Here is a 22,353-nt window from a genome sequence, read left to right on the forward strand (position 1 = left end):
GATAAAGTCGCTCGATTTCAGAGGTGAGCTGCTTGTCCGACGTTAATGCCGATTCCTGGGTGTCCACGGGACACCGTCCGATGGGTTTTCCGGAATTTGTCATCGTGATCGCGTCCATCATGGCGCTGAATCCGCTTGCGATGGACATGATGCTGCCGGCGCTGCCCAATATCGGGGCGGCGTTCAATATCCCCGTCGCCAACCATCTTCAGCTGGTGCTGTCGACCTTCCTGATCGGTTTCGGCGCCGGCCAGTTCGTCATGGGGCCGCTCTCGGACCGCTTCGGCCGCCGGCCGGTGCTGCTTGGCGGGATGGCGGTCTATGCGGTGGCGAGCGTGCTGGCGGTCGCGGCGCCCTCGTTCGAGACGCTGCTGCTGGCGCGCGCGCTGCAGGGACTCGGCACCTCGGCGACGCGCGTGATCGCGACCTCGATCGTGCGCGACTGCTATGTCGGCCGCCGGATGGCGAGCGTGATGTCGCTGGCCATGATGGTGTTCATCGCGGTGCCCGTGATCGCGCCCTCGTTCGGACAGGCGGTGCTGCTGGTGACGGCGTGGCGCGGCATCTTCGTGGTGCTGATGCTGTATGGCCTGCTCGCGCTCGCATGGTGCGTGCTGCGGCTGCCTGAAACCCTCCCCGAATCCGGACGCAGGTCGCTGGCGCCCGCCGACGTGCTTTCGGCGTTCCGCCAGACCGTGACCCATCGCCAGACCATCGGCTATGCCACCGCGGCCGGCAGCGTCATCGGCGCGCTGTTCGCTTTTGTGTTCTGCGCCCAGCAGGTCTTCACCGGCATCTACCACCTCGGCCATTACTTCCCGCTCGCGTTCGCCGCGATTGCCGCCGGCACGGCCGTCGCCGGCTTCCTCAATGCGCGGCTGGTCGGGCGGCTCGGCATGCGCGTGATCTCGCACGGCGCGCTGACGCTCTACACGGTCGTGGCCGGCGTGATGCTGCTGACGGAAATGCTCGGCGTGCTGCCGCTGAGCCTGTTCATGGTGCTCTCCGCCCTGATGATGTTCTCGTTCGGCATGATGGTGGCGAACTTCACGGCGCTCGCCATGGAGCCGCAGGGCCACATCGCCGGCACCGCCTCCTCGCTCTATGGTTCGATCACGACCCTGATCGGAATCGTGGTCGGCATGGCGATCGGACAGAGCTTTGACGGCACGCTGCTGCCGTTCTCGGTCGGCTTTTTCCTGTCGACCCTCGCCGCGCTCGCGATCGTGCTGGTGGTCGAGAAGGGTCGGCTGTTCAAGCCGCATCATCGCCCCATCTGACAAGGAACATCCCGGCGGCCCCGATGTTGTCCTGCAGCAATTTCGAAAGGCCGCTGCGATGGAACTGGAACCCCGCGAAGATCACGCCGACGTCGAACCGCAGACGGCGGAGGGTTCCGAACCTGGCACCGGCCAGGCTGCGCTGACGCCGCCCTTTGCGAGTGAGGGCCTCGAGCAGTTGCGCGACAGCCATTGCTGAACGCGACGTCTACTCGGTCGCGCGCCGGCTGGCGCTGAAATCATCCGCAGTGCTCTTGGGAATCGTCCGCATTCCCCGCGGCCGCACCATCAGCACAACCACGTCCCGCGAAAGACCGGGCCGCCCCCACAGCGTGGCCTGCACGGTGAACTCACGCCTGACGAAATGCCCGATTTGGGGGGACGCCCATTCCATCCATCGGATGCAAGGCTCCTGATCGCGGAAACACAGCGCGGCCCAGCCACGATCGAGCGTCCTGCGCGGCAAGCCCCACCCGGGTTCGTACTCGAACGGACTCACATGATACGGATGGTCCGGGCCGTAAAACGCCGTGGCGAAAGCCAGCGAACCATCGCCGCTCACGGCGCTCAGAGGCTGGCCCGTGAGGTCCCGCCACGCGCGCGTCACTTCGCCGGCCGCCTGGGCGTAGAGATTGCGGCCCTCCTCGTAGCCGTGATCGTTGCGGTAGACGGCATGGATCGGCGCGGCGATCAAAACGGCCGCGAGCGCGATACCGACCACGATCACCGTAAGGTTGACGGTGTAGAAGCGCTCGATCGAATAGCTGGTGCCGCAGACCACGAGAACCGCGAACAGGAATAGCCCCTGCAACGCCCAGAGCGAGGGCAGATCAGTGCCCATCACGAGCGACGTCGTGGCCGGCAGCACGATCGTGCCGATCGTGACGTAGAACAGAAGCCGCAGGCCCGGGCTCATCGCCGCGAAGTCGGCCGGAAACTGCCTCAAGCGCGTTCCTGCGACGAGCACCCAGAGCGCGGCCGAGATGCTCATCGCGGCCACCAGCCCCAGCAGGAAGCTTCTCACCTCACCGAGCGAGGTCGCAGCGTTTCCGCCTGCGTGCGCCAGCGCGTAGGTGAAGGTCGACGCACCCGTGGTCGCAAGCCAATAGATGTGAGGCGACAGCGCCGCGAGCCCGACGACGACGGAGATCCAGGGCGAGGCGGAGGTGAAATAGGCCCGCCGCGCCGGGTGAGCCAGTGCGGCAAACGCGAAGCTCGTGACGAGAAAGATCGAATAATATTTGCCGACCATCGCCAGGGCTGTCGTGCACCCCACCGCGACCGCCCACAGCACCGCGCGCGTCTCGAATGCGCGCAGGAAGCACCAGGTCGCCAGCGGCCAGGTCGCGAGTAGCACGGCATTGGCGTTGAAACGCTGGGCGTGGAATTGATAGGCGGGCGTCAGCATCAGGAGCAGAAGCACCAGGACGCGCTTGTGCCCGGTGACGAACTGCCGCGAGATCCGGTCGACGAAGAGCAGCGCAAGCCCGGCATTGGCCATCGCCATCAATTGCATTGACCAGTCGCTGGGTGGAAAGACCGAGGTCCATGCCGACGCGACCCACCCCATCAACGGTGGATGCTTTGGATAGCCCCAGGCAAAATGCCGCCCCAGCGTCCAGGCCTCGAGCGTATCAGGGTGCACGCCGCCGCCGGCATAGGCGATCGCCAGATAGAGCGTCCAGACCGCGACGAAGCAGCCGACGAGAAGCGGAACGGCCCAGCCCGCCTCGACACCATCGAGCCAATGCAGGAAAGGCCGTCGCCAGCGCGAAGGCGCGCGATCGGACCGTTCGGCCATCGCCTGGAGTGCAAAATCAATCGGCACGGAATCAAATGGGACAAGGAAAGCGATGCGGGAACACGGCGCTTCTATTTCAGAATTGAAACAAATAGCAATGATTGAAAACTGGAAGAGTTAAAAGCCTCACGCCTTGCCGGCCGGCGCAGGAGCGGCACAAGACAACGGCGCCGCTGATGACAGCGGCGCCGTTTGGTTAAGACAGCGAAGGCGGGAGAATCGCCTCCCCTCACTCCGATTTGTCGATATTCCAGAACACCGGCGTTGCCGGGCCGTCGAGCACGCCGGTCAGCGACTTGCGCCAGGCGCTTGGCGCCTGATACTGGCCGAGCGGCATGTAGAGCACTTGATCGTAGGCCTCTTTCTGGATCTCGGCCGCGATCTTCTTGCGCTCGTCGAGCGAGGCGGCACGAACGAAGGCGTCCTTGAGCTGCTCGATCTTGGCATCCTCCGCCCAGCCGAACCAGCCGCCCTTCTTGCCCTGCCCGCCGACCGCGACGTTGGTGATCGGATTGTCCACGTCGGCGCTGACCCAATTGGTGATGAACATGTTCCAGCCGCCCTCCTTCGGCGGCTTCTGGCTGGCGCGCCGGCTCACCACCGTCTGCCAGTCGGTGGCCTGCAGGTCGATATTGAAGCCGGCCGCGCGCAGTTGCTGGGCCACAACGATCGGCTGGGCCTTCAACAACAGCACGTCGCCTGGCGCCATGAGGACGACGGGCGTGCCGTCATAGCCGGACTCGGCGAGCGCCTTTTTGGCCGCGGCGATGTCGCCGCCCTTCGCCAGGGTCTCGCCGCCAACCTCGGTCGCAAACGGCGTGTCGCAGATGAAGGCCGCGGCGCAGGTCTTGTAGTACTTGGAATTGCCGATCAGCGCGTCGAGCACGTCCTTCTGCTTGATCGCCAGGAATGCTGCGCGGCGGATCTTGACGTTGTCGAAGGGCGGATGAAGGAAGTTCATCCGCGCGCCCGTCTGGAAGCCGAACTTGTTGAGGATCTCGAGCTTGAGCTCCTTGTCTGCTTCGATGACAGGCAACATGTCGATCGCGGGGTATTCCATGAAATCGATGTCGCCCGACTGCAGCGCGTTCAACGCCGTCTGCGAGTCCGGCATCGTGATCCATTCGACGCGGTCGACCTTCACCACCTTGCCGCCGGCGGTCCAGCTCGCTGGCTCCTTGCGCGGCACGTAATCGGCATTCTTGACATAGACCGACTTCACCCCCGGCTGGAATTCCGACGCCACGAACTTGAAGGGGCCGGAGCCGATCTGTTCGGGTATCTGCTTGTCCACCGTTGTCTCGGCGAGACGCTTCGGCATCATGAAAGCGACCCGCGAGGACGGCTTACCGATCGATTCCAGAACGAGCGCGTAAGGCTCCTTCAGCTTCAGCGTGATGGTCTTGGCGTCGGTCGCCTCGATGCTCGCGGTGAACAGCATCATCTGCTGCCCCATCCCGTCGACTTGAGCCCAACGCTTCAGCGAGGCGACGCAGTCTTCGGCCGTCACCGGCGTCCCGTCATGCCACTTCAGGCCGTCGCGCAGCGTGAAGGTGTAGGTCAGCTTGTCGTCGGAGATCTTCCAGTCCGCCATCTGCGGCTGGATCTTGAAATTCGAATCCGTCGCGATGAGCGTGTCGTAGACCATGTAGCCATGGTCACGCGAGATATAGGCGCTGGTGAAGATCGGATCGAGGATACGCAGATCCGAATGCATCACCGCCGTGATGGTCTTGCCCGCGGCAAGCACCGGAGAGGCCAATGCCGAAAGTGCCAAGACTGAGAGCGATAAGACCGACAGCGCAAATTTGGAGGCGAACGCAAGACGCCCCCGACGCATGAGTTGGAACATTGACGTTCTCCTGGCGAGCGGTTGGCGCACGGCGCCGCTGATGTCAGCGGCGCCGCGTAACGTTCGGCGTGAAAGGCGCGCGAGGCGCCTTCCTCATCTCGACTAGGTCCTACTCCGACTTGTCGACGTTCCAGAACAGCGGCGTTGCGGGACCGTCGAGCACGCCGGTCAGCGATTTGCGCCAGCCGCTCGGCAGCAGGTATTGCCCGAGCGGGATGTAGATCACCTGCTCGTAGGCTTCCTTCTGGATGTCGGCAGCGATCTTCTTCTGCTCGTCAAGCGAGGGCGCGCGGACGAAGGCGTCCTTGAGCTGCTCGATCTTAGGGTCTTCCGCCCAGCCGAACCAGCCGCCCTTCTTGCCCTGGCCGCCGATCGAGAGATTGGCGATCGGGTTGGAGACGTCGGCCGCGACCCAGTTGGTGAAGAACATGTTCCAGCCGCCTTCCTTCGGCGGCTTCTGGCTGGCTCTGCGGCTCACCACGGTCTGCCAGTCGGTCGCCTGCAGGTCGACCTTGAAGCCGGCCTCACGCAGCAGCTGGGCCGCGACGATCGGCTGGGCCTTCAGGGTCGTGACGTCGCCGGGTGCCATGATCACAACGGGAGTGCCGTCGTAGCCGGACTCGGCGAGCGCCTTCTTGGCTTCGGCCATGCCGTTACCCTTCACCAGGGTTTCGCCGCCGACCTCGGTTGCGAGCGGCGTATCGCACACGAAGAAGGCACCACAGATCTTCTGGTACTTGGCGTTGCCGATCAGCGCGTCGAGCACGTCCTTCTGGTTCATCGCCAGAAGAGCGGCGCGGCGCACCTTCACGTTGTCGAACGGCGGATAGAGGAAGTTCATACGGCCGAGGGTCTGGAAGCCGAACTTGTTGGAGACCTCGATCGTGATCTCCTTGTTCGCTTCAAGCACCGGCAGCATGTCGTAGGGCAGGTTCTCCATGAAATCGATGTCGCCCGACTGCAGCGCGTTCACGGCCGTCTGCGAGTCCGGCATGGTGATCCATTCGACGCGGTCGACCTTCGCCACCTTGCCGCCGGAGGTCCAGCTCGCCGGCTCCTTGCGCGGCACGTAGTCGGTGTTCTTGACGTAGACGGCCTTCACGCCGGGCTGGAATTCCGACGCCACGAACTTGAAGGGGCCCGATCCGATCTGCTCGGGGATCTGCTTGTCCGCCGGCGTCTCGGCGAGGCGCTTCGGCATCATGAAGGCGACGCGCGAGGACGGCTTGCCGATGGAGTCGAGCACGAGGCCGTAGGGCTCCTTCAGCTTCAACGTGATGGTCTTGGCGTCGGTTGCCTCGATGCTCGCGGTGAAGTCCATGAGCTTCTGGCCCATGCCGTCGACCGCGGCCCAGCGCTTCAGCGAAGCGACGCAGTCTTCCGCCGTCACCGGTGCGCCGTCATGCCACTTCAGGCCGTCGCGCAGCGTGAAGGTGTAGGTGAGCTTGTCGTCGGAGATCTTCCAATCCGCCATCTGCGGCTGGATCTTGAAGGTCGAATCAGGAGCCACCAGCGTGTCGTAGACCATGTAGCCGTGGTCACGCGTGATGTAGGCCGTGGTGAAGATCGGGTCGATGATGCGCAGATCGGAATGCATCACCGCCGTGATGGTCTTGCCGGCTGCGAGCACCGGCGAAGCCAGCGCCGTCGAAAGCGCGACGACAGACAGCGCAAGTTTGGAGGCGAACGCGCGAGGCCCCCGGCGCATGAAGTGCAACATAAAAAGTTTCTCCTGACGTGAAACTGTTCAAAGGCGGGTTATTGATTGAGCATGTGGTTCGTTCTTTGGGCGAACTAACCCCATGCAATGCCTTTATCTTTCGAGACTTGCAGACAGTGCCCAGCGCGTCAATCCGGTTTCGCTGCAAGCCATGGCGGCGCGGCCGCGGGCTCCACAAGGATCGGTTTGGCTCTACAACACTCTCCGCTCGTCTCGTCCTCGCGGCGATGCAATGCGCGTTCCATCTTTCGAAGCCTGAGAGACATTCAGATGAATCCAGCCAATCTTCCCTTCGATTCCGAGGCCATGCTCGAAGGCCTGCGCACCTGGGTGGAATGCGAGAGCCCGACCTGGGATGCAGATGCCGTCAACCGGATGCTCGATATCGCAGCGCGGGATATGGCGATCATGGGTGCGACGATCGAGCGCATCGCCGGCCGGCAGGGCTTCGGCGGCGTGATCCGCGCGCACTTTCCGCATCCGAAGCAGGGCGAGCCCGGCATCCTGATCGCCGGCCATATGGATACCGTCCATCCGGTCGGCACCATCGAGAAGCTGAAATGGCGGCGGGAGGGCAACAGATGCTACGGCCCCGGCATCTACGACATGAAGGGCGGCAACTACCTCTCGCTGGAAGCGATCCGGCAGCTGGCGCGCGCATCCTTCACCACGCCGCTGCCGATCACCGTGCTGTTCACGCCGGACGAGGAAGTCGGCACGCCCTCGACACGCGACATCATCGAAGCGGAGGCCGCACGCAACAAATACGTGCTGGTGCCCGAGCCCGGCCGTGCCGACAACGGCGTCACCACCGGACGTTATGCCATCGCACGTTTCAATCTCGAGGCGACGGGCCGGCCGAGTCATGCCGGCGCGACGCTGTCGGCGGGACGCTCGGCCATCCGCGAGATGGCGCGGCAGATCCTCGCAATCGATGCGATGACGAGCGAGGACTGCACCTTCTCGGTCGGCGTCGTGCACGGCGGGCAATGGGTCAATTGCGTTGCCACGACCGCCACCGGCGAAGCGCTCTCCATGGCCAAGCGGCAGGCCGATCTCGACCGCGGCGTCGAGCGAATGCTGGCACTGTCGGGCACGACCAACGACGTCGCCTTCAAGGTGACGCGCGGCGTGACGCGTCCTGTGTGGGAGCCGGACGCGGGCACGATGGCGCTGTATGAGAAGGCGCGCGGCATCGCCAAATCTCTCGGCGCGGAATTACCGCATGCGAGCTCCGGCGGCGGCTCCGACGGCAACTTCACCGGTGCGATGGGAATTCCCACCCTCGACGGCCTGGGCGTGCGCGGAGCCAACGGCCACACGCTGGAGGAGTATATCGAAGTCGAGAGTCTCGTTGAGCGCGGCCGCCTGATGGCGGGGCTGCTGGCGACGCTGGAGTGATTTTTGAGCCGGTCATTCCAGGGCGGCGCGACGCGTCGACCCATGGTGCGCGGTTGTGCAGCCGGGAATCTCGAGATTCCGGGTTCGCGCCTTCGACGCGCCCCGGAATGACAGCGCGCCATAGGGAAAGATGCCCTTCCCGAAACGATTGACCGCACTGCAATAACTGTGGCCCCGATGGCACGGGAATTGCTGAAATGTTAGGCTGGTGGCAGAACACCGTAATCGCTGCCGCGATTTGACTCTAATCAGACGGATCCAACTTGCTCGGATATCTCCTTCGCCGAATCTTCGCCGCCGTGCCCGTAATGGGTGTCGTCGCGCTGTTCGTCTTCCTCCTGCTCCGCCTCACCCCAGGCGATCCCGCCGCAATTCTCGCCGGCGACAATGCGACGCCTGAGCGGCTGGAGCGCATCCGCACGTCACTGGGCCTCAACGAGCCCCTGATCGTGCAGTTCATCACCTGGGTGAACAAGCTGCTGCACGGCGATCTCGGGACTTCGCTAATCTCCAACCTGCCCGTCATGAAGATGATCGGCCAGCGCGTCGAGCCGTCGATCTCGATCGCGCTGTCGACCATCATCCTCGCCGTGATCGTCGCGGTTCCCCTGGGCGTGATCGCGGCGTGGAAGCACGGCACCTGGATCGACCGCTTCGTGATGGGGCTGTCGGTGCTCGGCTTTTCGGTGCCGGTATTCGTGGTCGGCTACATCCTGATCCAGGTCTTCGCCATCGAGCTGCGCTGGGTTCCGGTGCAGGGCTTCAAGAGCATCAGCGCCGGCTTCGGACCGTTCTTCGAGCGCATGATCCTGCCGACCTGCGCACTCTCCTTCATCTACATCGCGCTGATTGCGCGCATGACGCGCGCCGCGATGCTCGACGTCCTCGGCGAAGATTACGTGCGAACGGCGCGTGCGAAAGGCATCAACGAGGTCGCCGTGATGATGCGGCATGCGCTGCGCAACGCCGCCGTTCCCGTGATCACGGTGATCGGCACCGGCTTTGCGCTGCTGATCTCCGGCGTCGTCGTCACCGAAAGCGTGTTCAACATCCCCGGCATCGGCCGCCTCACCGTGGATGCGGTGCTGGCGCGGGACTATCCCGTGATCCAGGCGATGATCCTGTTGACTTCGCTGATCTATGTCGTCGTCAATCTTCTCATCGACGTCGCCTACACCCTGCTCGATCCCCGGATCCGGTACTGAGGCAAGGACAAGGACAAACATGTCGGTCGATACCCTTCCCCAGTCGTCCATTCCGATCACGTCGCCGCTGCGGCCGCGCTTCGGCTTCCTCACCTCGACGCCCATCATCGCCACCGCAACGGTCCTGCTCGCGCTGATCATCCTGATCTCGATCCTCGCGCCGCTGATCGCGCCGCATGATCCGATCCAGCTCGCGCCGTCGCAGCGGCTCAAGCCGTCGTCCGCGCAGTTCCTGCTCGGCACCGACGCCTATGGCCGTGACCTGGCGTCGCGCGTCCTCTATGGCGGCCGCATCTCGCTGCTGATCGGCATCGGCTCGGCCATCCTGTCGATCGTCATCGGGCTCGCGATCGGTCTCGTCTCCGGCTTCTTCAAGCTGGTCGATGCCGTGCTGATGCGCGTCATGGACGGCCTGATGGCGATGCCGAGCATCCTGCTCGCGATCGCCGTGGTGTCGCTGTCCGGGGCCAGCCTCTGGACCGTGCTGATCGCGATCACCATCCCCGAGATTCCGCGCGTGGCGCGCCTGGTACGCTCCGTCGTGCTGTCGGCGCGCGAGGAGCCTTATGTCGAGGCGGCGATCTCGGTCGGCTCGTCCCTGCCGAAGATCATGTTGCGGCACCTGATGCCGAACACGGTGGCGCCGCTGATCGTCCAGGGCACCTATATCTGCGCCAGCGCCATCCTCACCGAGGCCATCCTCTCCTTCCTCGGCGCCGGCATCTCGCCGGAGACGCCGACCTGGGGCAACATCATGGCCGAGGGCCGCCAGTACTTCCAGATCAAGCCGTCGCTGATCTTCTGGCCCGGCCTGCTGCTCTCGATCGCCATCCTCAGCATCAACCTCATCGGCGACGCCGCCCGCGACGCCCTCGATCCGCGCATGAAGCAGCGGGAGGGGAAGTGAAGCAATTGACGTTGTCATTCCGGCGCGCGGCTCTTGGCGCGAACCCGGAATCCATTTCACCACATGTGCTGCGGCCCGATGGATTCTCAGGTGCGCAATTGCGCACCAGGGCTGGCGACTTTGTCGCGCCCTGGAATGACGGAGAGATTTGACGTGACCGACACCATCCTCGACATCAACAACCTCGTCGTCTCAATCGGCAAGAAGCCGAATGGGCCCAAGATCATCGACGGCATCTCGATCCAGGTCCGCGAGCGCGAGACGCTGTGTCTCGTCGGCGAAAGCGGCTCAGGCAAGTCGGTGACCTCGCTCACCACGATGGGCCTGTTGCCGAAGGGCACGCTGGTTCCCACCGCCGGCAGCGTCAAACTGGTCGGCGAGGAGATCCTCACGGCGACCGACCGCCGCCTCCGCCAATTGCGCGCGACCAAGATGGCGATGATCTTCCAGGAGCCGATGACTGCGCTCAACCCGGTCGTGCCGGTCGGCCGCCAGATCGACGAGGTCTTGCGCGCGCACACCAACCTCGACGCCAGGGCGCGCAAGAAGCGCATTCTCGACATGATGGAGCAGGTCCACCTGCCCCAGGTCGAGCGCATCTTTGCCTCCTACCCGCACCGGCTCTCCGGCGGGCAGCGCCAGCGCATCATGATCGCGATGGCCCTCGTGCTGGAGCCGAAGCTGCTGATCGCGGACGAGCCGACCACCGCGCTCGACGTCACCACGCAGAAGCAGATCCTGCTGCTGATCCGCGAGCTGCAGCGCGATCACGGCACAGCCGTGCTGTTCATCACCCACGACATGGGCGTGGTGGCCGAGATCGCCGACCGCGTGGCGGTGATGCGGCAGGGCCGGCTGGTCGAAACCGGCCCGCTCGAAACCGTGCTGCGCAATCCCACCATGGAATATACCCGCAACCTGCTGGCCTCGGTCCCGAGCCTGGTGCCGCGGGCGCCGCGCGAGGAAAGCCGCGAGCCGATCGTGCTCGAGGCCAACGAGCTCAGCAAGGTCTACAAGGAGCGCGCCTTCTTCGGCAAAGGCCGCGAGGTCGTCGCCGCCGACAAGGTGACGCTGACGCTGCGCAAAGGCCGCACGCTCGGCATCGTCGGCGAAAGCGGGTCCGGCAAGTCGACTGTGGCGCGCTGCATCGTGCGCCTGATCGATCCGACCTCCGGCGGCGTGCGCCTTGCCGGACGCGAGATCGCCGACATCTCGCGGCGTCTGCTGCAGCCGCACCGGCAGAAGATCCAGATCGTGTTCCAGGATCCCTACCGCTCGCTCAATCCGCGCGTCACCGTTGGCGAGAGCATTGCCGAAGGTCCGATCAATTACGGCGTCGCGCACGCTGAGGCGATGAAGCGCGCCCGCGAGTTGCTCGAACTGGTCGGCCTGCCCGCCGATGCGGTGTCGCGCTATCCGCACCAGTTCTCCGGCGGCCAGCGTCAGCGCATCGCCATTGCGCGCGCGCTCGCGCTCGATCCGGACGTGCTGGTCGCGGACGAGGCGGTCTCCGCGCTCGACGTCTCCGTGCAGGCGCAGGTGCTGGAACTGCTCGACGAGATCCAGCAGCGGCTCGGCATCGCCATCCTGTTCATCACCCACGATCTGCGCGTCGCCGCACAAATCTGCGACGAGGTCGTGGTGATGCAGCACGGCCGCGTCGTCGAACAGGGCCCCGCCGCCGAGGTGCTGACGCATCCGAAGCAGGCCTACACCAAGGCGCTGCTGGACGCCGCGCCGGGGCGCAACTGGGACTTTGCGAACTTCCGGCCGGTGTCGGAAGGCGTCGGGGCGAGCGCCTAAGTCAACTCACCCCTCGTCATTCCGGGGCATCGCGAAGCGGTGAGTTATGGTGCGCAATGGCGCACCATAGAATGCATCGGGCCTCAGACTCTGTCGCAAGATGGATTCCGGGCTCGCGCCAGGTGGCGCGCCCCCGGAATGACGGCGGAGTGTGAGACGCAGCATTCCCAAAACAGCTTGAGGCCATGCGCGGCGCGATGGCCTCTCACCTTGCTCTCCTCGCAAAGCCAAGGCTAATTTCGCGCACTTTCCAATGCTGGACTTGAATTGATGACACGTATCGCCGTCGGCGGCTTCCTGCACGAAACCAACACCTTTGCTCCCACCAAGGCGACCTTCGCCGATTTCCAGCATGGCGGGGGCTGGCCGGCGATGACGGAAGGCGCCGACGTGCTGAAGGTGATGCGGGGCATCAATGTCGGCCTTGCCGGCTTCGTCGACAGCGCCGAAGCCAACGGCTGGGAACTCATCCCGACGATTGCTGCCGCTGCGAGTCCCTCCGCGCATGTCACCAAGGACGCCTTCGAGCGCATCGTGAAGGTGATGATCGACGGCATCAAGGCCGCCGGCCCGATCGACGCGGTCTATCTCGATCTGCACGGCGCGATGGTGACCGAGCACCTCGACGACGGCGAAGGCGAGATCTTGGCGCGCGTGCGCCGTGTCATCGGCAAGGACGTTCCGCTGGTCGCCAGCCTCGACCTGCATGCCAACGTCACGCCCGAGATGATGGAACACGCGGACGCGCTGATCGCCTATCGCACCTATCCGCACATCGACATGGCCGACACCGGCCGCGCCTGCGCGCGGCATCTGGCGCTGCTGCTGAAGACCAGGCAGCGCTTTGCAAAGTCGTTTCGGCAATTGCCGTTCCTGATTGCGATCAGCTGGCAATGCACCAATGACTTCCCCACCAAGGGCATCTACGAAAAGCTCGCCGCCCTGGAGGCCGATGCGGTTCCGACGCTCTCCTTCGCGCCCGGCTTTCCGGCCGCCGACTTCCGCGATTGCGGCCCGAGCGTGTTTGCCTATGGCAGGACGCAGGACGACGCCGACCGTGCGGCGGACGCGATCGTGAAGCTGGTCGAAAGCCACGAGGACGATTTCGACGGCAAGATCTGGTCGCCCGACGACGGCGTGCTCCACGCCATGGAACTTGCGAAGAGCGCGAGCAAGCCGATCATCATCGCCGACACCCAGGACAATCCTGGCGCCGGCGGCGATTCCGACACAACCGGCATGCTGCGCGCACTGGTGCGCAACAGAGCGAGCGCGGCGACCGGGGCGATCTACGATCCGGAATCCGCGAAGGCCGCGCATGCGGCCGGCGTCGGCGCCACCGTCACGCTGTCGCTCGGCGGCAAGTCCGGCATTCCAGGCGACGCGCCCTACACCGAGACCTTCGTCGTCGAGCAATTGTCCGACGGCCGCTTCATCGCGCCCGGCCCCTATTATGGCGGCCGCGAGATGGAGATGGGCCCCTCAGCAGCCTTGCGCATCGGCGACGTCCGCGTCGTCGTCTCCTCGCACAAGGCCCAGCTCGCCGACCAGGCGATGTATCGCTATGTCGGCATCGAGCCGACGCAGGAGAAGATCCTGGTCAACAAGAGCTCGGTGCACTTCCGTGCGGATTTCGAGCCGATCGCTGCGAGCCTGATGATCTGCGCCGCGCCCGGCGCGATGCCGGCCGACACCGCTGCCCTGCCCTGGACGCGCCTGCGTCCGGGCATCCGCATCAAGCCGAACGGCCCCGTTTTCAACCCTCCCTCACGCTAACCGGACAGGACCCATGCCCACACTCGAGCGCATCGACGGCTACGCCGACGAACTCACCGCTATCAGGCGCGACCTCCACGCCCATCCCGAGATCGGCTTCGAGGAAGTGCGCACCTCCGGCATCGTCGCCGACAAGCTGAAGAGCTGGGGCATCGAGGTGCATCGCGGCCTCGGCGGTACCGGCGTGATCGGCGTCATCAAGGGCAAGGGCTCGGGCAGCAAGCGCATCGGCCTGCGCGCCGACATGGACGCGCTGCCGATGGAAGAGAACACCAATCTGAAATGGAGCTCGAAGATCCCCGGCCGCTTCCACGGCTGCGGCCATGACGGCCACACCACCATGCTGCTCGGCACCGCCCGCTATCTCGCCGAGACCCGGAATTTCGACGGCACCGTGCACCTGATCTTCCAGCCGGCCGAGGAAGGGCTCGGCGGCGCCCGCGCGATGATCAAGGACGGCCTGTTCGAGAAGTTTCCCTGCGACGAGCTCTACGGCCTGCACAATGCGCCGGATCTCAATCACGGCGAGATCGCGATCCTGCCGGGACCCGCGATGGCCAGCGCCGACTTCTTCGACCTGCGCATCACCGGCTACGGCGCGCATGGTGCGATGCCCGAGCGCTCCAAGGACGCGGTGATCATCGCGACCACGCTGGCGCAGGCGATCCAGACCATCGTCAGCCGCAACGTCGAGCCGCTGCAGGCCGCGGTGGTGTCGATCACCCAGATCCACGCGGGCTCAGCCTACAACGTCATTCCCGGCGATGCACATCTCTGCGGCACCATCCGCACCTTCTCGAAGGAGGTCCGCAGCCTCGTCAGCGAACGCATCCGCACGATCTGCGCCGGCATCGCAAGCGCCTACCAATGCGTGATCGACGTCGACATCCGCGACACCTTCGGCGTGCTGGTCAACCAGGTCGAACAGTCCAAGGTGGTCGAGGAGGTCGCGCGCACCATCGTCGACCCCGCCAAGGTGATCACCCGCGCCCAGCCCAAAATGGGCAGCGAGGATTTCGCCGACATGCTGGAGACGATTCCCGGTGCCTATTTCTGGGTCGGCCATGACGGCTCGGTGCCGGTGCACAATCCCGGCTTCGTGCTCGACGACAAGATCCTGCCGATCGGCGCCAGCATGTTCGCCCGCATCATCGAGACGCGCATGCCGGTAGGCGCTCATGCATAAAAAGAGCGTCGAGGATGCGGTCACCTCGCTGCACGATCTGTCCGCAGTCGATCTGATCGCGGGCTATCGCGCCAAGCAATTCTCGCCGAGCGAGGTGCTGGAGGATCTGCTCGCGCATGTCGCGGCATGGGAACCGCATCTGAAGGCGCTCTATGCGTTCGATCCCGACAGCGCGCGCGAAGCCGCCAAGGCCTCGACCGCGCGCTGGAGCGGCGGCGAGCCATCCGGCGCGCTCGACGGCGTGCCCGTCACGGTGAAGGACAACATCGCGACCAAGGGCGTGCCGGTGCCGCAGGGGGCAGCCAGCGTCAAGCTGGTGCCGGCCGAGAAGGACGCTCCGCCCGCCGCGCGGCTGCGCGAGGCCGGCGCGATCATTTTCGCCAAGACCACCATGCCCGATTACGGCATGCTGTCCTCCGGGCTCTCCAGCTTCCACGCGCTGGCGCGCAACCCGTGGGACCTCACCAAGAATCCCGGCGGCTCCAGCGCGGGCGCAGGGGCCGCAGCGGCGGCCGGCTATGGCCCGTTGCATCTCGGCACCGATATCGGCGGCTCGGTGCGCCTGCCCGCGGGCTGGTGCGGGCTCGTCGGCCTGAAGCCGAGCTTCGGCCGCGTGCCGATCGATCCCACCTATGTCGGGCGCGTCGCCGGGCCCATGACCCGCACGGTCGACGATTGCGCGCTGATGATGAGCGTGATCGCAAAGCCCGACCGGCGCGATGGGATGAGCCTGCCCGCCCAGCCGCTCAACTGGAAGGGTCTCGAAAAATCTCCGCGAAAACTGCGCATCGGATTGATGCTCGATGCCGGCGTCGGCCTGCCGGCAGAACGAGCGGTCCGCGACGTCGCGGTGAAAGCCGCAAAGGCGTTCGAATCCGCAGGCAGCGTCGTCACCGAGGTCGACGGCATCCTCACGCGCGAGATGCTCGACGGCCTCGACAATTTCTGGCGTGCAAGGATGTGGGACGATCTGGCGAAGCTGACGCCGGCCGAGCAGGCCAAGGTGCTGCCCTACATCTTCAAATGGGGCGAGTCCGGTGCGAAGCTCTCGGGTGTCGACGTGATCCGCGGCTTCAACCAGACCATGGCGATCCGGGCCGCGGCCGGAAAACTGTTCTGCGAGCTCGACTATGTGATCTCGCCGACCGCGCCGAACGTGAACTATGCGGCGGAATGGGCTTCGCCGACCAACGATCCGATGAGGCCATTCGAGCACATCTGCTATACCGTGCCGTGGAATATGTCGGAGAACCCGGCAATCTCCGTCAACGGTGGCTTCGACGCCCAGGGCTTTCCCATCGGCGTGCAGATCGTCGGCCGGCGCTTCGACGATATCGGCGTGCTCGGCATGGCCAAGGCGTTCGAGGCCCTGCGCGGCCCGCAGCGGCCGTGGCCCAAGCCGCCGGCGAAGTAGCCGCACTCTGTCATTCCGGGTTGCGCCCACTTGGCGCAAGCCCGGAATTCATTCATCGGCACTACTGGTGCGGATTGATGGATTCTCAGGTGCGCAATTGCGCACCGTAGCTCGCGCTTCGCGCGCCGTGGAATGACGTGCTAGAGAGACCGATAAAGAAACCGGGAAGGAAACCACCCATGGCGTATGAGACGATCAAATACGAGGTCGCCGAGCAGATCCTCACCATCACGCTGAACCGGCCCGACAAGCTCAACGCCTTCAACGCGCAGATGCAAGCCGAGCTGATCGACGCGTTCGACGCCGCCGACAAGGACGACAACGTCCGCGCCATCATCGTCACAGGCGCCGGCCGCGGCTTTTGCGCGGGCGCCGATCTCTCTTCCGGCGCCGACACCTTCGATCGCGACGCGCGGCGCGGGCCCGTGAAGCGCTTCGCCGACGGCAAGGTCGACTACAGCGATCCGCAGGTGCGCGACGGCGGCGGCCAGGTGACCTTGCGCATCTTCAAATGCCTGAAGCCGGTGATCGCCGCGGTGAACGGTCCCGCGGTCGGCATCGGCGTCACCATGCAGCTCGCGATGGACATCCGGATTGCCTCCGATGCCGCGCGGTTCGGCTTCGTGTTCTCCCAGCGCGGCATCGTGCCGGAGGCGGCTTCGAGCTGGTTCCTGCCGCGCATCGTCGGGATCTCGCAGGCGCTGGAATGGTGCTATTCGGGCCGCGTCTTCCCGGCGCAGGAAGCCCTCGCCGGCCGTCTCGTCAGCAAGGTCGTGCCGCCAGATGATCTGCTGCCGACCGCCCGCGCGCTCGCCAAGGAGTTTGCGGCGAAGACCGCGCCGGTCTCGGTGGCGCTGATCCGCCAGATGATGTGGCGCATGATGGGCGCCGACGATCCCATGGAAGCCCACAAGGTCGACAGCCGCGGCATCTACGCGCGCGGCCGCTCGGACGACGTGAAGGAAGGCGTGGTGTCGTTTTTGGAGAAGCGTCCGGCGCAGTTCAAGAACAAGGTCTCGACCGACATGCCGGACTATTTCCCGTGGTGGACCGAGCGGGAGTACAAATAAGTTCGTAGGCGGATTAGCCAAAGGCGTAACCCACCTCTTCTCTTGAGGCAGAACGGCGGGTTACGCTTCGCTAACCCGCCCTACGGGTTCATCGGCACCGATCAGTCCATCATCAGCGCCACACGCCCGATCACCTTGCGGTCGATCAGGAGCCGCATTGCCTTCGCATAGTCCTGCAGCGGCAGGCGGTGTGAGATGTTGGGGCGCAGCTTGCCCTGCTCCGCCCATTGCAGCAGCGCCTTCAGGCGCACCTGCCCGAGCGCAGGGTTCTTTCGGACCGCTTCGCCGGCGCGCACGCCGAGCACGCTGGCGCCTTTGATCAGCAGGAGGTTGGTCCTGGCCGAACCGATGCCGCCGGTGAAGCCAATCACCAGCAGCCGCGCGCCCCAGGCGATGCAGCGCATCGAATCTTCAAACACCTGACCGCCGACGGGATCGAACACGACGTCCGCGCCGCGACCATCTGTGATGCGCTTGACGGCATCGCGAAACGGTTCGCGGTCGTAGCGGACGAGATGATCGGCGCCGCGCGATTTCGCGATGGCGAGCTTCTCGTCACTTGAGGCGGTCGCGATCACGATGGCGCCCAGCATCTTGCCGATCTCGACGGCGGCCAATCCCGTGCCGCCGCCTGCGCCATGCACCAGCAGCACCTCGCCCGGTTCGACCCGGCCGCGATCGATCAGCGCATGATAGGCCGTGCCATGACCGGCAAGATAGGTCGCGGCTTCCGCGTAGTCGAATGTCGACGGCATCGGCGTCAGTTGCGCTGATGTCACCACCGCCTCATCGGTAAACGCGCCGTGGCGCATCTTCACGATGACCTTGTCGCCGATGACAACGCCTTTCACCTCGGCGCCGATCTCGGTCACGTCGCCGGCGGCTTCCATGCCGGGCGTGAACGGCAGCTCCGGCTTGAGCTGATATTGGCCGGCCGCCATCAGCACGTCAGGGAAATTCAGCCCGGCGGCGCGGATCGCAACGCGCACCTCGCCCGGATTCAGGGGGCGCGACGGAAACTCCTCGAGCCGCAATTTTTCGGGCTCGCCGAGCGAGCGGCAGACGACGGCGCGCACCATCAGGCCGCGCTCGCCTTGCTGCGCAGAAGCGCCTCACGGATCAGCGGCAGGCGGTCATTGCCGAAATACATGTCGGTCTTGTTCACGAAGATCGTGGGCGAGCCGAAGCCGCCACGGGCGACGACCTCTTCCGTATTCGCCTTGAGCTGATCCTTGATCCCCTGCTCCGAGATGCCCGCGAAGAATTTTGCATCGTCGACGCCGACCTTTTTGCAGATGTCGGCAAGCACCGCGTCCTGCGAGATATCCTTGTCGTCGCCCCAATAGGCCTCGAACACCGCCGTCGCAAACGGCACCATGTCCTTGCCGAGCCAGATGCAGCCGCGCATCGCTTTGACGCTGTTCACCGGAAACACCGTCGGTGGCATCTTGATCGCAAGGCCGGCGGAACGTGCCCAATCGGCCAGATCCTTCTTCATGTAGCGCGCCTTCAGCGGCACCGGCTTCTCACGCTGCGCATAGACGCTCGGGTTGACGGTGTTGAAGATGCCGCCGACCAGGATAGGCCGCCAGACGATCTCGGCGCCCAGCTCCCTGGCGAGCGGCTGGATGTTGTGGAAGGCGAGATAGGTCCAGGGGCTGGAGCAGTCGAAGAAGAATTCGATCATGGTGGTTCCTCATGTCTGTCATTGCGGGATGCGCCGAAGGCGCAGGCCCGGAATCCATTTCGCCTCTCGTTCCGCGGCCCGGTGGATTCCGGGCTCGCGACTGCGTCGCGCCCCGGAATGACGGTGCCTACTTCCGTCCCAGCACTTCCTTAGCCTTCTGCCCGAACATGATCTTGCGTGATTCCTCGTCGAACGGCTCTTTCACGAATTTGCCGATCGCAAGCCCGGCCTGCACCTGCGGCCTCGCGCGGACCTCGGCATACCAGCGTTTCACGTTCGGATAGTCGTCGAGCGTGAAGCCCTGCGCCTTGTGGGTCATGGTCCAAGGGAAACAGGCGATGTCGGCGATGGAATAATCGCCGGCGATAGAGGCGCCGGTCTTCTCCAGTTGCCGGTCGAGCACGCCATAGAGCCGGGCCGCCTCGTCGCGATAGCGCTCGATCGCGTAAGGAATCTTCTCCGCCGCATAGAGCGCGAAATGCCCATGCTGGCCGAGCATCGGACCGAGGCCGGCCATCTGCCACATCACCCACTGGATTGCTGTAGAGCGGCCGCGCAGGTCGGCCGGCAGAAAGCGGCCGGTCTTTTCCGCGAGATAGATCAGGATCGCGCCGGTCTCGAAGGCCGAGAACGGCTCGCCGCCGTCTGCGGGTGCGTGGTCGACGATCGCGGGGATACGGTTGTTCGGAGAGATCGCCAGAAACTCAGCGCTGAACTGCTCACCCGCGCGGATATTGATGGGCTTCACCGTATAGGGAAGCCCAAGCTCCTCCAGCATGATCGAGATTTTCCAGCCGTTCGGCGTCGGCGCGTAATAGAGGTCGATCATGACCTTTCCCTTGGCGTTCCCTTGACATTCCCTTGGCATTTCTCGTCGTCGCGGCCGGAATAGAGAGCGACTTTCGTTGTTCTGTACCTCGACGTTAGGACATGGCAGGAAGGGGCGCAACATAACCTGCCGGGAGGGCCGCCATGCTGTTTCCAACCACGATCGCCGGCTCCTTGCCGAAGCCGGAATGGCTCGCCGAGCCCAATATGCTCTGGGCTCCCTGGAAATCGCAAGGCGAGGAGCTGCTCCGTGCCAAGCGCGACGCGACGCTGATCTGGCTGAAAATCCAGGAGGACGCCGGCGTCGACATCCTCACCGAGGGCGAGCAGGCCCGTCAGCATTTCGTCCACGGTTTCCTGGAGAAGATCGACGGCATCGATTTCGCCCACAAGGTCGAGATGGGCATCCGGAAAGATCGCTACAAGGCGATGGTGCCGCAGGTGGTCGCGCCGCTTCGTCTTAGGGATCGCGTCCATGCCTTCGAGGCGCGTGTGGCGCGCACGCACACCAAGAAGAAACTGAAGTTCACGCTTCCCGGCCCGATGACCATCATCGACACCATCGCCGATCGCTATTATGGCGATCGCGTCAAGATGGCGTTTGCTTTCGCCGAGCTGCTCAACGAGGAGGCCAAGGCCTTGCAGGCCGACGGCGTCGATCTCGTGCAGTTCGACGAGCCCGCCTTCAACGTCTACATGGACGAGGTCAATGATTGGGGCATCAAGGCGCTGGAGCGCGCCGCGCAGGGCCTGACCTGCACCACCGCCGTGCACATTTGCTACGGCTACGGCATCAAGGCCAATACCGACTGGAAAGAAACGCTCGGCACGCAGTGGCGGCAATACGAGCAGATCTTTCCGGCGATCGATGCGAGCCCGATCCAGCAGGTCGCGATCGAATGCCGCAACTCGAAGGTCCCGCTCGACCTGCTCGCGCTCCTGAAGAACAAGATCGTGCAGGCCGGCGTGATCGATGTCGCCAGCGACACAGTCGAGACCGCCGAGGACGTCGTGAAGGTGATCGAGGCCGTGTCGAAATTCGTGCCCAAGAGCAACATCATCGCCACCACCAATTGCGGCATGGCGCCGATGCGGCGCGAGATCGCCGAAGCCAAGCTGATGGCGCTCGGCGCCGGCGCGGCGCTGGCACGCGAGAAGCTGGGGTGATGGCCGTGATCCGGACGCTCTGCTAATCCAGAGCCGTCGGATGCAGCGCCGGCCGATATCCGGCGCTCAGCGCCCGCAATGTGGACGGGGGCGTCAGCAGCATCGCGCTCTCCAGCGCGTGCTCGGCGCGGGCATAGCCAGCTGGCGACCATAGCAGCGACCGGCCTTTTGTTATCAGAAAGCTCTGCTCGCCCTGCTGCAGCATCGCGCCGTCGGGCAATTCTGCGAGCGGCACCGGCAGCGGGTGCAGGCGCTTGCGGCCATGGTCCAGACGCTCCAGGTGCAGTTGGGCGTCCATCGCCTTCGCGCTCACCTTGCTTGCACCATTGCCCTTCTCCCAGGCCGCGCGGAAGCTGTTGGCATCGTTACGGCGGCAGAAGAAGCAGGGGCGGTGCCCCGAGGCAAAGGCGGTGGCTTCGTCGAGAAAGAACAGCTCGGTCCAGCTCCGCCGCGCCATCACCGGCCGCCGCCATCCCCGGAATTCGCACAGGCATGTGATCCAGGCCGGCGATGACCAGCGCTTGTTGAGCAGCGTCTTCGTCGAGGGATCATGGATGATGCCGCGATTGCCGGTGAAGAGGCCGCGATGCGGGGTGGCGATGATGTCGCCGGTGGGCGTGACGCGGTTTTGCAGGGGGCGAGTAGCGAATGGCGAATTGCGAGTGGAGGGGCTGCTACTCGCCATTCGCTACTCGCCATTCGCCTTTGGTCACGCCGCGCCGTCGCGCAGCGGCGGGTGGTAGGACAGCGCAGTGTCCCAGGGGAAGAATATCCAGGTGTCCTGGGAGACTTCGGTGATGAAGGTGTCGACCAGCGGGCGGCCCTTCGGCTTGGCGTAGACGGTGGCGAAATGCGCATCGGGCAGCATCTCGCGCACCAGCCTGCCGGTCTTGCCGGTGTCGACGAGGTCGTCGACGATCAAGAGGCCCTTGCCGGTGCCTCCACCGAGCTTCATGGCCTGCTCCGAAATGCCCTTGAGGACCTGCAGCTCGCCCTGCTTGTCGTGATCGTAGCTCGCGATACACACCGTATCGATCACGCGCACGCCGAGCTCGCGCGCCACGATCGCGGCCGGCACGAGGCCGCCGCGCGTGATCGCGATCACCGCGTGGAACGGACCGACCTCGTTGAGCCGCCAGGTCAGCGCCCGGCAATCCCGGTGGAATTGATCCCACGAGACCGGAAAGGCCCTGCCCGCCCGCTCCTGTGCGCTCAGTTCCGGTGCTTCACCAGCCATCATCGTCTCCTGCATCGTA

19 protein-coding genes are annotated in these 22,353 nt (G+C 64.8%); 10 read left to right on the forward strand and 9 right to left on the reverse strand.

What is annotated here, in order from left to right:
* The first annotated feature begins 32 nt into the window (after window positions 1-32).
* Complete coding sequence (locus tag AC0WRY_RS22595; RefSeq protein WP_194403021.1) at window positions 33-1,280, forward strand: multidrug effflux MFS transporter; 1,248 nt, start codon at window positions 33-35, stop codon at window positions 1,278-1,280.
* Here AC0WRY_RS22595 and AC0WRY_RS22600 read toward each other — a convergent pair.
* The 4 genes from AC0WRY_RS22600 to AC0WRY_RS22615 form a co-directional block, all read right to left on the reverse strand.
* Window positions 1,255-1,473 (reverse strand): hypothetical protein, encoded by a 219-nt coding sequence (locus AC0WRY_RS22600; RefSeq protein ID WP_194403022.1) that lies wholly within the window; start codon window positions 1,471-1,473, stop codon window positions 1,255-1,257. The genes AC0WRY_RS22595 and AC0WRY_RS22600 overlap by 26 nt on opposite strands.
* A gap of 15 nt (window positions 1,474-1,488) precedes the next feature.
* Window positions 1,489-3,081 carry a glycosyltransferase family 39 protein gene (locus tag AC0WRY_RS22605; protein ID WP_194403023.1) on the reverse strand — a complete coding sequence of 531 codons (1,593 nt, stop codon included), beginning with the start codon at window positions 3,079-3,081 and terminating at the stop codon, window positions 1,489-1,491.
* Window positions 3,082-3,310: 229 nt separating this feature from the next.
* On the reverse strand, window positions 3,311-4,933 hold the full coding sequence (locus AC0WRY_RS22610; RefSeq protein WP_491120940.1) for an ABC transporter substrate-binding protein: 1,623 nt from the start codon (window positions 4,931-4,933) through the stop codon (window positions 3,311-3,313).
* 109 nt (window positions 4,934-5,042) lie between these two features.
* A complete protein-coding gene (locus AC0WRY_RS22615; protein ID WP_194403025.1) occupies window positions 5,043-6,653 on the reverse strand; it encodes an ABC transporter substrate-binding protein in 1,611 nt (536 codons plus the stop codon).
* A 270-nt stretch (window positions 6,654-6,923) separates the two neighbouring features.
* On the opposite strand from AC0WRY_RS22615, the gene AC0WRY_RS22620 reads away from it, so the two are divergent.
* From AC0WRY_RS22620 to AC0WRY_RS22655, 8 genes are all read left to right on the forward strand, one after another.
* Window positions 6,924-8,054, forward strand: coding sequence for a M20/M25/M40 family metallo-hydrolase (locus AC0WRY_RS22620; RefSeq protein WP_491120942.1), 1,131 nt, complete (start codon window positions 6,924-6,926; stop codon window positions 8,052-8,054).
* A 263-nt stretch (window positions 8,055-8,317) separates the two neighbouring features.
* Window positions 8,318-9,259 (forward strand): ABC transporter permease, encoded by a 942-nt coding sequence (locus tag AC0WRY_RS22625; protein ID WP_194403027.1) that lies wholly within the window; start codon window positions 8,318-8,320, stop codon window positions 9,257-9,259.
* Window positions 9,260-9,278: 19 nt separating this feature from the next.
* Window positions 9,279-10,166 carry an ABC transporter permease gene (locus tag AC0WRY_RS22630; RefSeq protein ID WP_194403028.1) on the forward strand — a complete coding sequence of 296 codons (888 nt, stop codon included), beginning with the start codon at window positions 9,279-9,281 and terminating at the stop codon, window positions 10,164-10,166.
* 153 nt (window positions 10,167-10,319) lie between these two features.
* The gene (locus AC0WRY_RS22635; protein ID WP_194403029.1) at window positions 10,320-11,969 is read left to right on the forward strand and encodes an ABC transporter ATP-binding protein; all 1,650 of its coding nucleotides are present in this window, start codon (window positions 10,320-10,322) and stop codon (window positions 11,967-11,969) included.
* 270 nt (window positions 11,970-12,239) lie between these two features.
* Window positions 12,240-13,745: a M81 family metallopeptidase gene (locus AC0WRY_RS22640; protein WP_491120946.1), complete on the forward strand. Its 1,506-nt coding sequence runs from the start codon at window positions 12,240-12,242 to the stop codon at window positions 13,743-13,745.
* A gap of 13 nt (window positions 13,746-13,758) precedes the next feature.
* A complete protein-coding gene (locus tag AC0WRY_RS22645) occupies window positions 13,759-14,931 on the forward strand; it encodes a M20 aminoacylase family protein (protein WP_491120948.1) in 1,173 nt (390 codons plus the stop codon).
* A complete protein-coding gene (locus tag AC0WRY_RS22650) occupies window positions 14,924-16,345 on the forward strand; it encodes an amidase (protein WP_491120950.1) in 1,422 nt (473 codons plus the stop codon). Before AC0WRY_RS22645 ends, AC0WRY_RS22650 begins: the two co-directional genes overlap by 8 nt.
* Before the next feature lie 179 nt (window positions 16,346-16,524).
* Window positions 16,525-17,415, forward strand: coding sequence for a crotonase/enoyl-CoA hydratase family protein (locus AC0WRY_RS22655; protein ID WP_211419040.1), 891 nt, complete (start codon window positions 16,525-16,527; stop codon window positions 17,413-17,415).
* A 101-nt stretch (window positions 17,416-17,516) separates the two neighbouring features.
* On the opposite strand, the gene AC0WRY_RS22660 is transcribed toward AC0WRY_RS22655, so the two are convergent.
* The 3 genes from AC0WRY_RS22660 to AC0WRY_RS22670 all read right to left on the reverse strand — a co-directional run bounded on the left by AC0WRY_RS22660 (window position 17,517) and on the right by AC0WRY_RS22670 (window position 19,931).
* On the reverse strand, window positions 17,517-18,494 hold the full coding sequence (locus AC0WRY_RS22660) for an NADPH:quinone oxidoreductase family protein (protein WP_491120952.1): 978 nt from the start codon (window positions 18,492-18,494) through the stop codon (window positions 17,517-17,519).
* Window positions 18,494-19,102, reverse strand: coding sequence for a 2-hydroxychromene-2-carboxylate isomerase (locus tag AC0WRY_RS22665; protein ID WP_194403035.1), 609 nt, complete (start codon window positions 19,100-19,102; stop codon window positions 18,494-18,496). The genes AC0WRY_RS22660 and AC0WRY_RS22665 overlap by 1 nt, the downstream gene beginning before the upstream one ends.
* Before the next feature lie 127 nt (window positions 19,103-19,229).
* Entirely contained in the window at window positions 19,230-19,931 is a 702-nt protein-coding gene (locus AC0WRY_RS22670; protein ID WP_491120954.1) for a glutathione S-transferase N-terminal domain-containing protein, read from the reverse strand.
* A gap of 143 nt (window positions 19,932-20,074) precedes the next feature.
* On the opposite strand from AC0WRY_RS22670, the gene AC0WRY_RS22675 reads away from it, so the two are divergent.
* A complete protein-coding gene (locus AC0WRY_RS22675) occupies window positions 20,075-21,097 on the forward strand; it encodes a methionine synthase (protein WP_259213429.1) in 1,023 nt (340 codons plus the stop codon).
* 22 nt (window positions 21,098-21,119) lie between these two features.
* Here AC0WRY_RS22675 and AC0WRY_RS22680 read toward each other — a convergent pair whose 3' ends face one another.
* Both AC0WRY_RS22680 and gpt read right to left on the reverse strand, forming a co-directional pair.
* Window positions 21,120-21,782 carry a hypothetical protein gene (locus tag AC0WRY_RS22680; protein ID WP_491120957.1) on the reverse strand — a complete coding sequence of 221 codons (663 nt, stop codon included), beginning with the start codon at window positions 21,780-21,782 and terminating at the stop codon, window positions 21,120-21,122.
* A gap of 24 nt (window positions 21,783-21,806) precedes the next feature.
* The gene (gene gpt / locus AC0WRY_RS22685) at window positions 21,807-22,334 is read right to left on the reverse strand and encodes a xanthine phosphoribosyltransferase (RefSeq protein ID WP_063195254.1); all 528 of its coding nucleotides are present in this window, start codon (window positions 22,332-22,334) and stop codon (window positions 21,807-21,809) included.
* Window positions 22,335-22,353: the final 19 nt, after the last annotated feature.

The organism is Bradyrhizobium sp. T-12, from assembly GCF_058314695.1.